This is a genomic window from Mycoplasma tullyi (assembly GCF_014068355.1).
Lineage (GTDB): Bacteria > Bacillota_I > Bacilli_A > Mycoplasmatales > Mycoplasmoidaceae > Mycoplasmoides > Mycoplasmoides tullyi.
The window spans coordinates 153639-168365 of sequence record NZ_CP059674.1 but is presented as its reverse complement, the minus strand read 5'-3'; the positions used below and the strand labels follow the sequence as shown (position 1 = coordinate 168365).

Here is a 14727-nt window from a genome sequence, read left to right as displayed (position 1 = left end):
ATGACCAAAGAAATTAATAATCAACAGATCGCAATTGATGGACCAGCTGGTAGTGGTAAATCAACCGTAGCAAAACTAGTAGCTGAACGTCTTGGTTTTGATTATTTATCTACTGGTAAGATGTACCGAACTTTTTATTATTTGATTAAGCAAAACGATTGATCAATTGATCAATTGGTTAGCAATTTTAAGAATTACGAACACCTTTTTAATGGCGATCAGGTTGTGATTAATAAGCAAAATATCTCGGATTTACTTAATGAACCAGTAATCTCAAAAGGTGCAAGTGATATAGCTCAAGATGCTAAGATTAGACAATTAGCCTTAAATTTACAACAAGATTATGCAGCCAAAAACCCAGTAGTAATGGACGGTAGAGATGTTACTAGTGTGGTTTTACCTAATGCGATTTTAAAGGTGTTTTTAACAGCATCAGCTCGTGAAAGAGCGATTAGAAGAATCAAACAATTAAATTTGGAATTAAACGAACCTACTATAGAACAATTTACTAATGAAATCAAGCTTCGAGATGATAATGACACTAATCGTAAATTAGCACCACTTATGATCGTAGAAGATGCAATCGTAATTGATTCAGATTCATTATCAATTGAACAAGTAGTTGATAAAATCGTAGGTTTATACCAACAAAAACTAGGAGATAATCATGCTTAAGGTTGCAATTGTTGGTAAACCAAACGTAGGAAAATCAACGCTTTTTAATCGTTTGATTAAAAACAGAATAGCGATCGTTGATGATACCCCAGGGATCACCCGTGATCGTATTTTTGGTGATGTTGAATGATTAACTAAAAGATTTCAAATCATTGATACTGGTGGATTAAGTACAGACAGTAACGTTTTTCAACGTGCAATTGAACAACAAGTTCAATTCGCAATTGATGAAGCTGATATCATCTTATTTGTCTGTTCATATAAAGAAGGTATCAACGCCGATGATCATTATGCTGCAAAACTACTAAAGAAACATAAGAACAAAAAAATTCTTTTTGTTCTTAATAAGATTGAAAATCAAAATAAGAACGAATTAAATCTAAGTAGCTATTTTAGTTTAGGGTTTGGTAAACCAATGATCATCTCAGCTGAACACGCAATCGGAATTGGTGATCTACTAGATGAGATCATCAGACTGAAAGATCAGTTTGCTAACAAAAAAGATATTGAATTAGTAGAAACATTCTGTATCATTGGTAAACCCAATGTTGGTAAATCAAGTTTATTAAACCAACTACTTAAAAAAGAACGGGTGTTGGTTTCAGATGTTCCAGGAACAACTCGTGATGCAATTGATGCTACCTTTAGTTACAACAAAGAACTTTATAAAGTAATTGATACAGCTGGAATCAGAAGAAAAGGTAAGATTGCCACAAGAATTGAAAAATTCTCAGTGCAAAGAACTCAACAAGCAATCTCAAGATCAAAAATGATTTTACTCATGCTTGACGGTTCTGTTGATCTATCTGAACAAGATGAGGTAATCGGTGGATTGTGTTATGAAGCTAACTTACCCACAATCATCGTCGTAAACAAATGAGATCTGGTTAAAAAAGATGATAAGACGATGGAACTGTACAAAAAACAAATCCGTTCCAAATTCAAATATTTACCTTGATCGCCAATCATCTTTATTAGTGCTAAGGCTAACTTAAGAATCGAAACGATCTTTCAAACCATCAAACTAATCCAATCTCAACTTAAGATTAAGATCTCAACATCATTATTAAATGATGTTGTCCAAAAAGCACAGATGATCAACCAACCCCCGATCTTTAATGGTAACCGGTTATCAATCACCTATTCAACCCAAGCCCAAGGTCAGATTCCAACATTCGTACTATTCTGTAACAACCCTGATTATTTACACTTCTCATATGCCAGGTATTTAGAAAATAAGATACGAGAAGCATTTGGGCTAACTTATGTCCCAATCACTCTATACTTTAAATCCAAGAATGCAAGAAACAGAAAACTATCTAAGGATGTCAAGTTCAAACAAACTGGTTATGATGTTGAATAACTAATAAATAAATCGAATTTTATTTCAATAAAATTAATAAGGATAATCAAACGATGTTAAAGAACAAAAAGTGTTATATTTCAACTCCAATTTATTATGCTTCAGGTAACCCCCACATTGGGCATGCTTACACAACAATTCTTGGAGATTTTCTAGCTAGATTTAAAAAACAAAGAGGTTATGATGTTTTCTTCTTATCAGGCACTGATGAGTTTGGTAAAAAGATCGAAACCAAAGCTAAATCCTTAAATTTAACTCCACAAAAGATGGTTGATCAATACTCAAGTAAATTTAAGGATTTATTCAATCTTTTAAATATTGAATTAACAAGATTTGTCAGAACCACTGAACCAACCCACCAAGAAGTAGTTAAAAAGATCTTTGGTTTGTTTTATCTTAAGAAATATATTTACTTAGATCAATGACAAGGGTTGTACTGTGTTGATTGTGAAGAGAATTACACAAGTTCAAGTGTGTTAAAAAAAGCTGATCTAATTCAAAAAACTAATATGGATCTATCCTTAGATCCAGATGACCAACTTTACTGTAATGTTGGTCATAAGATCAGTGCAATCAACGAACCTTCTTATTTCATTAAATTATCAGAGTTTGAGGATTTTATTAAAGAATCATTAACTGATAATGTTCCAAGTGTTTATCCAACATCTAGAAACAAAGAGATGTTGAACAACTTTGTTAATGTTGGTCTTAAAGATTTATCAATTAGTAGAACCAGTATTAGTTGGGGGATTGAAACACCACTTAATAAGAGTCATAGAATCTATGTTTGATTAGACGCTTTATTTTCTTATTTAACATCAATGGGTTTTGGTACAGAAGACGATAAGTTGTACCAAGAATTTTGAAACAACGATGATAGTGAAAGAATTCATTTGATTGCCAAAGAGATTACTAGATTTCATAGAATCTATTGAGTAATCTTCTTAAAGATGCTAGGAATCAAACAACCAACAAGAATGATCTCTCATGGTTGGATCTTAGATGAAAATGGTAATAAGATGTCTAAATCACTTGATAACATCATTGATCCAATTGAGTTAGCTGAACTATTTGGCGTTGATCAATTACGTTATTACTTACTTAAAGAATTAAGTTTAAGTGAAGATGGCAAAGTTGGTAAACGCTTAATCCAAGAAACTGTAAGTGCTGATCTAATTAATAATTTAGGTAATCTAGTTCATAGATTAATTCCGATGATTGAATCTAGACAAGAGTCAATCATCTTACCTTATGTACCTGGTAATGAATTAGAAGATAAGTATTTAGAAGAAGTCAAAAAATTACCAGCTGAATTTGAAAAACTAGTTGAAGAAAACGATATTCGTTCAGCAATTAAATTGGTCCTTAATATTTCAAAAGAATATTCAAGCGTGATTGAAGTAAGAAAACCTTGAGAACTTTATAAGAATGGTAAGACTCAAGAATTGGCTAACGTATTATTTGCAGGAGTTGCTGCAATTAGAACTGTCTTTGTTTTACTTGAACCAATCTTAACAACTAAATCAAAAGAAGTTTATGAACAAATGGGCTTCACCCCTGAACAAACAAAATTAGAAAACATCAATAATTTTGAGCAATTGTTCAATCATAAAATTAATAAGTCTAAGAAGTTGTTCCAAAAACTTAATCTTACTGATCCAGCTGTTAATTTAGGTCCAATTGAACAAACTGAACAAAAACCTGCTAAAGATAAAAAAGCTAAACAATCTGGTAAAGATTCTGGAAAAGAATCTAAAAAAGAATCTCCAAAAGAATCTGATAAAAAAGCAGCTAAAGAACCAGCTGATAAATCTGCTAAAGAAGAATCAAAAGAACCAGTTAAAGTATCAGAACAAGAACCAACTAAATAATTCGTTCATCTAATAAATAAAATGTAGCACTTAATAGTGCTACATTTTTAATTACTAACGAACGAATCTTATTGCGTATTTGTATTTAATCTTTCTTGTTCAGCCAACTCATGTTGTTCTTGAGGTGTTAATAAATTATATTTCTTGGCTTCATTAACAAAGAAGTTATATTGCATTAAATCTAATTTATTCATCTTACGTTCGATCGCTTCATTCTTAACATTTAGATTTCTTGTTAAGAATAAGATTGACATCGTTAATACCACCATTGATGTAATAAATGGTGAGATCGCATAACCTGAAACATAAACTCAAATGTTTAGATCATTAGTCTTTGGTAACACCGTTGATAATCCATAAACCGTACCAAAAACAACATAAGAGATAAATGATCCTTCGATTGCTGATGAAACGTATGATCGAATCACATCGTTTGTCCCTTGGAACAACATCATGCCACAAACAGTGATTGAAAACATCACAGTTCTTAACATTGTGATTCTTACATACATAGTCGCTAAATCAGCATTATCAATTGGTTGTACCATTGGTGTTGTACTTGGATCTTTAAAGTTAAATAAGTTAACTAAAACTGTTTTAGCAATAAAGAACACAATGATGTATGCAATGATTGCATACGTAAACGTAACAAACAACGATCACCAGAATGCTGAGTGTACTCGTTTGTAATTGCGATTCGTATAGTTATAACCAACTAATGGTCTACCACCATCTGAAATCCCAAACAAGGCGACGAAGAATAAGATCAATAACGGGACGGACCCTGCGTGGTAGTTTTGGAAATCTTGTCCAGATACTTTGATTAACAATAAATTGTAAACTAAGAACATTACTGTTAATCCAACAATCCGAATAAACGATGATAATCCTAAGATAATAATCGGAATAATGATCTTGATATTAAACTTAACTTTAAATAGATCATGAAAGCTTAATCATGTTGCTTGTTTCTTATTAAAGTAGATCACAAACCCAACATATAAAGCTAAATTAACTACTCAACTAATAACTGAAGCTGTTGCACCACCAATCAATCCAAGATTGACATATTTAATAAAAACATAGTCTAATGAAACGTTAGTTACATTAGAGATGATTGAAGCAACTGTTACAAAGATGTTTCGTCCTTCAGAACGAATCATGAATGATAATAAAGAAAACCACCCAATAATAAAGAACCCACTAGCATAGATTCAACTATACTGATCAGCTCAATGAGCTGAGATATCAGCCATTGCATCATCATAAGTTAAGATCACTTTAGGATAATTTGCAAAATTAACACCTTTAAGTGAATCTAAATCAACGTTGTTGATTCTATTAACGATATCTTGGGTGTTGTTACTCTCTAATAAACCAATTACTCTAGGACTTAAGTTAGCTGTTCCAATTAAGTTACGTTGAACTCCAGCACCAATTAGGATATAACAAACAACACTAGCAATTAAACATAAGATTAATGTCGTTCAAAACGACATTACTCAGATATCTCGACCAGTTTTTTCATATTTGTAACTAATTGATTTGGTGTAATATACACCAGCACCAATAGGGATTAAAAAGATAACAGCGTTACCAATTAAAAGAACGTTTTGGAATGAGTTAACTGCTTGTCTAGCGATAATCGACACATTAGATAGTTGTGATGTATTATCTCCAGCAACACCAATCTGAGAATTATAAACATTCTTAAATAATAAAACGATATTATCTAAGATTTGATTGTTATTAATAGCTTGTGCAAGTACATTCTTATCTAACGTAATAATTGGTTGAGTTCTTACTTGCTCACCAAAAACTTTAATAAAGTCACTATTAAAATAATTAATTGGTACAGGTGAAGAAGCTGATGCTTGATAAAAACCGTTATCAAAGAAATAGATATTGGGAACTCTTACGACTGAATCGTTTGCAAAGATCTGATCAAACACTCTTTGATAAACATTGATGTTTGAAAAGTGTAAACCATTATAAACATCATTTAATTTTCAAACTTCTGGTACTAGTTTTTGAATCAATAATTGATCAAAAAAACCGTATAAACCAGCAAAAAAGGCTGCTAACAAACCTGGTAAACAAACAATCCAAATTGCTTTAGAGATTGCAGTTTTACCAAACAGTTTGTTAGCTTTTTCTTGTTTGTCGACGTGGCTATAGCCTGTACTCATGGATATTAGTTATTTATTGTTCTCCTTAAAAATTATTGTTGTTGGCTTGCTTTACCAAGCATGATTGTGAAAGTTCTAGTGATTGCCGTACTAAGAACTTGATCGTTATCTTTTGGTTTAACTTCTACCGTAAATGTAAGTTCGTTTGTGTCAGTGTTGAAAAAGGCTGAACCTTGCATTAAGGTAATAGCAAATTGTTCATTATATTTACTGTCAGAAAACTTAACAAGCCCTTCATTTCTAGCATCTACTTCTAATTTTTCGGTATTAACCATATGAGTACTCATATCGTAGAAATAACTTATTTCTTTATTAAGTAATTCACTTGATTTGTTTACCATTACGTCTTTAGCAGCATTAGCTAGATCTGTAGAATAAGATAAAGTCACTCTAGTTTTTTGACTACTTCATAGTTGGTTTTCTTGAGAACCATTTTTAATCATGAAAAACGGTGATTTACCTGTATTAGTTAATTGATATTCAAAAGTAACTTCATTTTCTTCTAGCTTCTTTTCAGAGCTTTGATATGTCAGATTAACATCGAATCAACTATTTAGATAAGGATAATAGTTATTCATACCATTAAATGATTCTGTTAATACGGGGGCTGCATATGCTGATAGTTGTGTCGCATTCGTCACATTTTGAAGTAGAGTTAACGAATTATCAGTTGTTGAAGATTTAATATCAGTTCAACCAAAAGTTAAGCTTCTTAAAAAAGAGAAATCAAAATCAACTTTTTGCTTAAATTTAATCGTTTGATTTTCACCTACTTGTAAATCAAACGAAATCATACCTTCACGATCGTTTACGTCTAAATTCATTAATTTAGACGCTTTTTGTTGCTCTGTACTAAGAGTTGTATTAAACTTTGTTCAATTAAGAATATAAGCACCGTTATCAACGCTTACTAAATCAGACGCTATAACAGCTTTAGATTTTAAAGATAGTTCTGAATTGGTAGTTTCTTCAGTCGAACCGCCTGAAGGATTAGAACCATTCATCCCACTTGAAGGATTTATACCACTCATCCCAGCACTACCTTGCGAAGAATCTCCTTGAGTTCCATTAGCTGTAGACGAAGGATTACCAGGATTATCACCTTGGTTATTATTTGAATTTACATTACCATTATTAGGAACTTCTTTACTAGTCATCTGATTTTTAGTTTCATTAGTACAAGAAGTTAATGAAATAGCTAAAAAAGAAGCTAGAGTAAACGATCTAAGGATTTTTTTCTTCATATTTTTAAGATTATCTAAAAGTTAATTTGTTAAATTATCGATGAAAATTAAATTTATATTTAATTAAACTTAATTCTTAGCAAAAAAATTATACCGTAAATTTATAATAAGTAAGTACAATAATTAGGTTTTATCTAATTGGTTCAATAAAAAATTAATTTGAAGTACTTCAAACACAAAGATAAACTTGAAGTGGATTCGTTAATTTTTTAACGAATCCCAATTAATAACTCATTTCCTTAATTATAAGTGGAATCAATTTGTTCAACTTTTTTGTCACTTTAACTCTTAGAGTGCTAAAATATTAATATTATTGCTTTAACACCAAACCTGATTGACCAATAATTAAATAAATACTATATGTCTTCAAAAAGAGATTACTACGAAATACTAGAAGTACCCCGCTCAGCTACTCAGCAAGATATTAAAAAAGCCTTTAGAAAACTGGCAATGAAATATCACCCTGATCGTAACAAAGAATCAGATGCTGAAGAAAAGTTTAAAGAAGTAAACGAAGCTTACGAAGTGCTAAGCGATGAAGAAAAGAGAAAACTTTATGACACTTATGGTCATGAAGGTTTAAACGCGTCTGGATTCCACCAAGGTGGATTCAATCCTTATGACGTGTTTAATTCAGTATTTAGCGGGTTTGATTTCGAAGGTGGGTTTGGTGATGTCTTCTCACAATTCTTTGGTGGTGGAGCTGGTGGTTTTCACAACCAAGAATACATCGAAGAAGTTGATGTTAATCTAGTTCACGATATTAAGATTAACTTCTTAGAAGCAGCTAATGGGTGTATTAAAAACGTTAAATACACCAGACAAGTAACTTGTCCTGATTGTAATGGATCAGGATCAGCTGATGGTGATGTAATCACTTGTAGTGATTGTAATGGTGAAGGTTATGTTGTTGAACAAAGAAGAACATTACTTGGAATGTTCCAAACCAAAAAAACTTGTCCTTCTTGTAAAGGTGAAGGTCAAACGATCAAGAACAAATGTAAGACTTGTAAATCAAACAGAATGGTTGATGAAGTCGTTGAAAGAAAAGTTTCAATCGATTCAAATGTGTTCTATCAAGATGTTGTAATCGTTCGTGGTGAAGGACACATTTATAAGAATCTAGTAGGAGATCTTTTCTTAAGAGTTAAGATTGAACCTTCTAGAGTGTTCGAATTACGTGATAACCACGTAGTGGTTAATGTTTTAGTTGATCCTTTGGTAGCTATCGTTGGTGGAACAATCTTAATTCCGACTTTAAAAGAGATCAAGGAAATCAACTTAAAAGCTGGAACTAAAAACGGTGATATTATCACCATTGCTAACGGTGGAATCAACCTAAAACTAGATTCACGCGTTTATGGTGCTAATTACAGCGAAAAAGGTGATTTAATCGTTGTTATTAACTACGCAAGACCTAGTGAATACTCTAAGCAAGAGATTGCCAAACTTAAAGAATTCATTAAACCAAACAAAGAAGTAAACTTATACGAAACTTTAATGAAGAAAGAACTTGAGAATAAAGATTCTGAATAAGATCCTTATTTCTTAATAAAAATAAAATGGGCATTAACCCATTTTTTTATTTTCCATAAGACAAAAACACTTAATCTAATTAACCCAATCAAATATTGTAAAATTAAATTGCTCCTATAAGTCGTTAAAACAAAATAAAAGACCTATCAATTAAGATAGGTCTTTTATTATTTTAATAACTCTTTGCTTATTATATTAAGATGCGTGAATAATAACTAAACAAGCCATACAAATCCCTAAACAAACTCCAATTACGGTTAGTAAGATTATCGCTGTCGCACTAAACCAATCCAAACCAGCTTTAATCTTACTGTTTTGGTATTTAGATACCTCACTAACTGAAGTTAAGTTTAAATCTTTAGATTTGTGTGATAAGTTATCGTTCATTATTTTGCTTTGGTAATTCTTAATTCGTTATACATTCCGCAAGAGCAAGCTCTGTGAGCTCTTTTGAATTTCCCACAATGCTTACATACGTTAATTAAGTTAACTGCTAAAGCATCATGTGAACGTCTTTTATCTCTTCGGTGTTTTGAAGATCTTCTTTGTTGTACTGCCATGATGTTTTATTTATTCTATAAAAATTTTAATAAAGTGGATGGGTATGATTATTTAAGTTCAACTTTAGCACCAGCAGCTTCAAACTTAGCTTGTAATGCTTTAGCTTCTTCAATATTCATATTTTCTTTAATAGTTGCAGGAGGAGTGTCAACTGCTTTCTTAGCATCCATTAAACCTAGTCCAGTTACTTCTCTTACTAGTTTAATAACTTCAACTTTCTTATCACCAGCTGATACTAATACAACTGTTGCTTCAGTTGGAGCTGCAGAAGCAGGAGCAGCAGATGCAGCTGCAACAGGAGCAGCAGCCGAAACACCGAACGCTTCTTCGATTGCTTTAATTACATCGTTGATTTCAACGATAGTCATTTCTTTTAGACTTTCAATAAATTGTTCTTTTGTTAATTTTGCCATTGTAAGTACTACCTATGTTTTTTGAATAAAAATTAGTTAATTATTGTTGTTTTGTATCAGCTACAGCTTTAAGTGCGTACATGAATTTGCGTACTGGAGCTTGAAGCACTGATAAGAACATGCTGTATAGTTCATCTCTTGATGGAAGCACAGCAATTTCATTTAATTCAGCTGCAGATAATTTTTTGTTTTCTAAATATCCGCAAACGAAATTAACTTTTTCATTAGCTGTAACATACTCATGAACTGCTTTGATTGGTAAAAAAGCGTCTTCTAACCCAATCACAACTGCGATTTGGTTTTTGATTTCGTCATCAAATCCATCAATGCCAGCAGCTTTAATTGCTCTTTTTAAAATGTTGTTTTTTAAAACAAACATTTCATTAGCACTAGTTTTTACTTTTCTTCTAAGTGCTGTAATAGCTTTTGCTGTCATTGTTGAATATTCAAATACGACAAACGATTTAGCGCTTTTTAACAATTCAGCAATTCTATTTACATGTTCAATCTTTTTTTGAATAATTGCTTTCATTGTGTATTTAAATTTCAATTAGTAAAGTGAAAACAATAACAAAGATTGTTATTAGATATAGTTATCTAACCTACATAACGAATTAAGGAAATCTTACGATTTACCAGTTATGGTCTTTGGTTATTGCTTTAATAGTATATCATTCTTTACTTTATTTTTAAAGTAGAGAAGATTAAATAAATTGTCTTAACTTATCTTTTGTTAAACACCACTACATCTGAACAAGTCAGTAAGTAGATAATTGCTGGGAAGATTAATAAGATCAATAAGATCCCAAAGATCACCCAACTAAATGGGGGAACAAACAGCTTAAATAAAGCGTATAAAACCCCTGGAACGATTCCTAAAATTAATAAAACAATTAGGATAATTACATTAATTCCCTTATCTCTTCTAGCCATAATTAATTTAAATCTAAAACCTCAATTAGTTCACGTGCAATATTTGATAAGATCTTATTAATTTTAGATCGTTCTGAATCGTCAAAATTAAACGATTGTTTAAATAGTAAGTAATACAAACAAAATTTATCTAAAGTTTCTTTATTCTTTTTGAATAAACTTAAAACGTCTTCAATCTCTTCATAAGCTGTAATCTTGGTTAAACAAGTATTGATGAAGAAATTTCTAGCATAATGTTTAGATGGTTCACTAATAATTAGATCCATTAGTTCATTTAACTTTTGCCTAGGATACTCCATATTAGCAACACCATCGTTTTCATAAATCGATTTAATGAAATCGTATTTATTAGTTTCTTTAGTAAATAACGTATTAAAGATTGTTATTGCTTTTTCAACATTAGCTTGGTATTGTGTTTCTTTCTTTTGTTCTTCAGACAAGTTTTGAGACATATTGTATAAATTTTGTATGTTTTAAAAAAATCTTATTAATAATATCAAATAATAATCAACTGTAGAATAATTTTTTTAATATTTTTAATGTTTAATTAAGAAAATATTAAAATATATCTTATAAAAACAAATATAAAAATGCTAACTAAATCTGAAATTTGCAAAATTATCGCTGAATGTACTGGAGTAAGCCCGAAACTTGTTAAGGCTTGCTTTCAAGTTTATAGTGATTTAGTAAAAAAAGAAATTAAATCTCAAGGTCAGGTAAGATTACCTGAGCTTGGTACTTTTAGAGTTACCATTGGTCGTGAAAGAATTTCAGTTAACCCGATTACTGGAGCACAAACTAGAATTCCTCCTAAACCAAAAGTAAAGTTTAGAGCAGCTAAACCACTTAAAGAAGCAACTGCTACGATTAAGTGAAAATACGTTAGTGAAGACGATGAGTTGCTTCAACCTAAAAGAAAACCTTCAGGATTCTTTAAGAATCGCGAGAACGACGAAGAGTAATTAAATCGATTCATTCTTGCAAAGCTTCAAAGATTCCAATTACTCCTGGATAAAATAATTCCAGTTTAAAAGAGCTTTTCTGAATTCATTCATACTTTAAAGTATTTGATTCTTGGTGTTTTAACCAAGAATCAATTTTTTTAATTGGAATCATGTAGAACTCTTCTTTGGGAACAATCAACAACAAGATAAATGCGATTCCCCCTTGACGGTGAATCTTTCTTAAATGATCTAATTGGTGTTGTTTAATATTCTTAAGTGAATAATTAATCTTTGAGCTTTGTTTTGCATCGAAATCAAAGAAATAACCCTTATAAAGTCCATAATAATCTGTCTGGGTTTTTTCTTTTAATCAACCCGTCACTCTTGTATTAGCAAAACTATAAACATTGATTGGTAAGTGACGTTTAAAAATTAGCCCCTTTTGGGCTAATTCGTTATGCTTAATTGTATTGTTGATTAATGTTTCAAGAAACATTCCTCTATTTTGATGCATATATCGAATAGTCCTTTATTCAATATATGTCATTAATGTCTAAAAGTTAGACTTTTTTATTGTGAATAGTTGTTTCAGTTATGAATGGTTTTGTAGGTTTAGGAATTGCTTTAATTGAACCTAAAAAATACATATAAGAAACAACTACTAAGATAATGAATAGAACAAACAAGAAGAGTGAGATCGTTCCAAGTGCTATTCTGATATCAGCAACAACATTAGGATTATTACTTAATCTAACTAATGGGGTAATATCTAGAGCGATCATCCCTGGTTGAACGATGCCAGAATTATCAGGTGTATAGATTCTTGTGAAAAAACCATTTCTTTCAACTGCGTTAACAAATTGATCTTGAGTTACACCTCTATTTAAGATTTCCACATAAGGTGATGCTGATAATCCAACGAAGATTAAGGATAGTAACAGTACACCTAATGCTATTCCTAAATAAATATATGATTTTTTTCTTGAAGGTTTAAATATATCAGGAACTAGATCTCATTTAAAGTAATTAGCTTTTAATGGATCTTTAATCTTATTTTTTCTCATAGTTACTAATTTTATCCACTCTTCTTTGGTGTCTACCACCTTCGAATTGTGCTGATAAGAACTTTCTTAAGATTTCTTTATTGACATCAATTGATGTTGTTCTAGCTCCAAGAACTAAAACGTTGCAGTTATCATGTTGGATAGCAAGTTCAGCATATCTAACATCAGTTACTAATCCTGCACGAACGTTTTTGATCTTGTTAGCTGCAATACAGATCCCAACACCAGTCCCACAGATTGCTACACCAATATTATTTGTGTTTTCATCCTTGAAGTAATCTTCAAGCATGAATGCAAAATCAGGATAGTCATCTGCACTCTTTTCATCGTCTGAACCTAAATCTATTACTTCGTATTGATTACGAAATTCAGTTTTAAGCATACTGATAAGTTCTTGCTTTAAGAAAACACCAGTATGATCAGCTACGAATACAATTTTTCTCTTGTCCATAATTACTACTTAATTATATTCCTATATCTATTTATATGTTAGTTAAATAAATCCCCTAAATGTTCATCAAGGATCTAAAAAAGAGATCTAATCTTTAGTGTTGTTGGTTAAGAATTCTTTAAGAACCGAACTCAATTCTCCTTCTCTTAAAATCTTGTTTGAATCTAAATCATAAATAGTTGATCCTTGTTCAGATGTAGTTTTTCCTTTTACTAAGACTAGATCGTTGTATTCATTAAAGTATGAATCGTTATAGTATTCTTCTCAATTTTTATAAGGATCAAAATTACTTATATTAGCACTAGAAGAGTAAATTTTACCGCATATTTTTGAAATTTTTAAAAGGTAAGGATTATTTGGAATACGATAACTTTCTTTGTTATATACAAGCGTTAATTTACCTGGTCAAAAGCGATTAGCTAACTCTATGAATAACTTATCTTTTACATTAGTTTGTTCAACATCAGAACAAAAATAAATTAATTTTTTACTTAAATCTCTTTTCTTGAAATCATATATTTTGTCTTTAGATTTACAGACTACTCCAAAGACAGTATCAGTTGGTAAGATTACCAACTTATGATCATTAATAGCTTTGACTATTTCGTCAAAATCTTTTTCAAATTCTAGAACTATCATTCAATAATAAACCCTCGCAACTTATCGTTAGCGTCGTTAAAAAAAGTAGTTTTATCTAATAAACTATATTTCTTTAATAATTGCACTACCTTATCATATATGAGTTCAGAAAACTCCATACAAAGAACTTTAATATTAGTTTTATTCGTTGTTAAATATCTGAATATTTCTTCATAAAAAAACGTTCCACCATTTTTAGCGAACAGAGCATTAAATGGTTCGTAGTTTATTTCCTTAATGTAATTAGATTTTAATTCTTCATCTAAATAAGGCGGATTAATAATTAGCGAATCTATTTCATCAGTTAGTTGTTCAAAAACATCTAGATAATCAGCAACATAAAACCTTACATCTAATAAATTATTTACAGCATTAAAATTAGCTATTTTTACCGCTGATTTTGAAATATCTGATCCAAATACTTGATAATTTGGAAACCGTTTTTTTATTGTTAATGCAATCAATCCTGTGCCTGTACAAATGTCTAAAACGTTAATAACGTCTGAGCGTGAATTAATTGTTTCTATAAACTTATCGATTACAGCATTTGTATCTAACCTAGGAATTAAAACTGTTTCATCAACAAATAGTTTCAAATCGTTTATTTCTATCTGATTCGTAATATATTCAACTGGATATTCATCTTTATAAATGCGATCGCAATCTTTAATAAAACGATTAAAATTAAAATCTATTTCTTCATTACGTAAAGTTATTAAATCAGTTTTATTCTCTATTTTTTGAGAATGATGTTTTATTAATAAAAAAAATGATCAAGAGTACTTCTCTTGATATTTTGAATAATTATTTGTTAGGTAATTAATTAATTCATGGAAAGTCATAA

General features: G+C 30.6%; 18 protein-coding genes. 5 read left to right on the top strand and 13 right to left on the bottom strand.

All coding sequences use genetic code 4. The features are described from left to right. From cmk to metG, 3 genes are read left to right on the top strand one after another with little or no spacing between them, the layout of a single operon-like run. Nucleotides 1-675: a (d)CMP kinase gene (gene cmk, locus H3143_RS00740; protein ID WP_182078937.1), complete on the top strand. Its 675-nt coding sequence runs from the start codon at nucleotides 1-3 to the stop codon at nucleotides 673-675. Beyond that, nucleotides 668-2038, top strand: a complete 1371-nt coding sequence (gene der, locus H3143_RS00735) for a ribosome biogenesis GTPase Der (RefSeq protein ID WP_182078936.1) — start codon at nucleotides 668-670, stop codon at nucleotides 2036-2038. Before cmk ends, der begins: the two co-directional genes overlap by 8 nt. Nucleotides 2039-2049: 11 nt before the next feature. After that, nucleotides 2050-3909 carry a methionine--tRNA ligase gene (metG, locus tag H3143_RS00730; RefSeq protein ID WP_323368755.1) on the top strand — a complete coding sequence of 620 codons (1860 nt, stop codon included), beginning with the start codon at nucleotides 2050-2052 and terminating at the stop codon, nucleotides 3907-3909. A 68-nt stretch (nucleotides 3910-3977) separates the two neighbouring features. Here the strand turns inward: metG and H3143_RS00725 are convergent, their stop codons facing one another. Together H3143_RS00725 and H3143_RS00720 are read right to left on the bottom strand one after the other, a co-directional pair. Next, nucleotides 3978-6098: an MATE family efflux transporter gene (locus H3143_RS00725; protein ID WP_182078934.1), complete on the bottom strand. Its 2121-nt coding sequence runs from the start codon at nucleotides 6096-6098 to the stop codon at nucleotides 3978-3980. 32 nt (nucleotides 6099-6130) lie between these two features. After that, nucleotides 6131-7342 (bottom strand): hypothetical protein, encoded by a 1212-nt coding sequence (locus tag H3143_RS00720; RefSeq protein ID WP_182078933.1) that lies wholly within the window; start codon nucleotides 7340-7342, stop codon nucleotides 6131-6133. Between the two features lie 360 nt (nucleotides 7343-7702). On the opposite strand from H3143_RS00720, the gene H3143_RS00715 reads away from it, so the two are divergent. Continuing rightward, nucleotides 7703-8878 (top strand): DnaJ domain-containing protein, encoded by a 1176-nt coding sequence (locus H3143_RS00715; RefSeq protein ID WP_182078932.1) that lies wholly within the window; start codon nucleotides 7703-7705, stop codon nucleotides 8876-8878. A 195-nt stretch (nucleotides 8879-9073) separates the two neighbouring features. Here the strand turns inward: H3143_RS00715 and H3143_RS00710 are convergent, their stop codons facing one another. The 6 genes from H3143_RS00710 to H3143_RS00685 all read right to left on the bottom strand — a co-directional run bounded on the left by H3143_RS00710 (nucleotide 9074) and on the right by H3143_RS00685 (nucleotide 11237). Continuing rightward, complete coding sequence (locus H3143_RS00710; protein ID WP_011113379.1) at nucleotides 9074-9265, bottom strand: hypothetical protein; 192 nt, start codon at nucleotides 9263-9265, stop codon at nucleotides 9074-9076. Continuing rightward, nucleotides 9265-9438: a 50S ribosomal protein L32 gene (gene rpmF, locus H3143_RS00705; protein ID WP_011113378.1), complete on the bottom strand. Its 174-nt coding sequence runs from the start codon at nucleotides 9436-9438 to the stop codon at nucleotides 9265-9267. Before rpmF ends, H3143_RS00710 begins: the two co-directional genes overlap by 1 nt. 48 nt (nucleotides 9439-9486) lie before the next feature. Beyond that, on the bottom strand, nucleotides 9487-9852 hold the full coding sequence (rplL, locus tag H3143_RS00700) for a 50S ribosomal protein L7/L12 (protein WP_182078931.1): 366 nt from the start codon (nucleotides 9850-9852) through the stop codon (nucleotides 9487-9489). A gap of 40 nt (nucleotides 9853-9892) precedes the next feature. Further along, on the bottom strand, nucleotides 9893-10384 hold the full coding sequence (gene rplJ / locus H3143_RS00695; RefSeq protein WP_228444800.1) for a 50S ribosomal protein L10: 492 nt from the start codon (nucleotides 10382-10384) through the stop codon (nucleotides 9893-9895). A 191-nt stretch (nucleotides 10385-10575) separates the two neighbouring features. Then, the gene (locus H3143_RS00690; RefSeq protein ID WP_182078929.1) at nucleotides 10576-10785 is read right to left on the bottom strand and encodes a hypothetical protein; all 210 of its coding nucleotides are present in this window, start codon (nucleotides 10783-10785) and stop codon (nucleotides 10576-10578) included. A 2-nt stretch (nucleotides 10786-10787) separates the two neighbouring features. Further along, nucleotides 10788-11237: a DUF1951 domain-containing protein gene (locus tag H3143_RS00685; RefSeq protein ID WP_182078928.1), complete on the bottom strand. Its 450-nt coding sequence runs from the start codon at nucleotides 11235-11237 to the stop codon at nucleotides 10788-10790. A 138-nt stretch (nucleotides 11238-11375) separates the two neighbouring features. Between H3143_RS00685 and H3143_RS00680 the strand changes: the two genes are divergently transcribed. After that, a complete protein-coding gene (locus H3143_RS00680) occupies nucleotides 11376-11747 on the top strand; it encodes an HU family DNA-binding protein (RefSeq protein WP_182078927.1) in 372 nt (123 codons plus the stop codon). On the opposite strand, the gene H3143_RS00675 is transcribed toward H3143_RS00680, so the two are convergent. The 5 genes from H3143_RS00675 to H3143_RS00655 form a co-directional block, all read right to left on the bottom strand. Then, nucleotides 11719-12243: a Holliday junction resolvase RecU gene (locus H3143_RS00675; RefSeq protein WP_182078926.1), complete on the bottom strand. Its 525-nt coding sequence runs from the start codon at nucleotides 12241-12243 to the stop codon at nucleotides 11719-11721. The genes H3143_RS00680 and H3143_RS00675 overlap by 29 nt on opposite strands. Nucleotides 12244-12289: 46 nt before the next feature. Beyond that, nucleotides 12290-12793 (bottom strand): hypothetical protein, encoded by a 504-nt coding sequence (locus H3143_RS00670; RefSeq protein ID WP_182078925.1) that lies wholly within the window; start codon nucleotides 12791-12793, stop codon nucleotides 12290-12292. Then, a complete protein-coding gene (locus H3143_RS00665) occupies nucleotides 12780-13244 on the bottom strand; it encodes an RpiB/LacA/LacB family sugar-phosphate isomerase (RefSeq protein WP_182078924.1) in 465 nt (154 codons plus the stop codon). The genes H3143_RS00670 and H3143_RS00665 overlap by 14 nt, the downstream gene beginning before the upstream one ends. 87 nt (nucleotides 13245-13331) lie before the next feature. Then, a complete protein-coding gene (locus H3143_RS00660; protein ID WP_182078923.1) occupies nucleotides 13332-13883 on the bottom strand; it encodes an L-threonylcarbamoyladenylate synthase in 552 nt (183 codons plus the stop codon). After that, nucleotides 13877-14725, bottom strand: a complete 849-nt coding sequence (locus tag H3143_RS00655; RefSeq protein WP_182078922.1) for a peptide chain release factor N(5)-glutamine methyltransferase — start codon at nucleotides 14723-14725, stop codon at nucleotides 13877-13879. The genes H3143_RS00660 and H3143_RS00655 overlap by 7 nt, the downstream gene beginning before the upstream one ends. Nucleotides 14726-14727 lie beyond the last annotated feature (2 nt).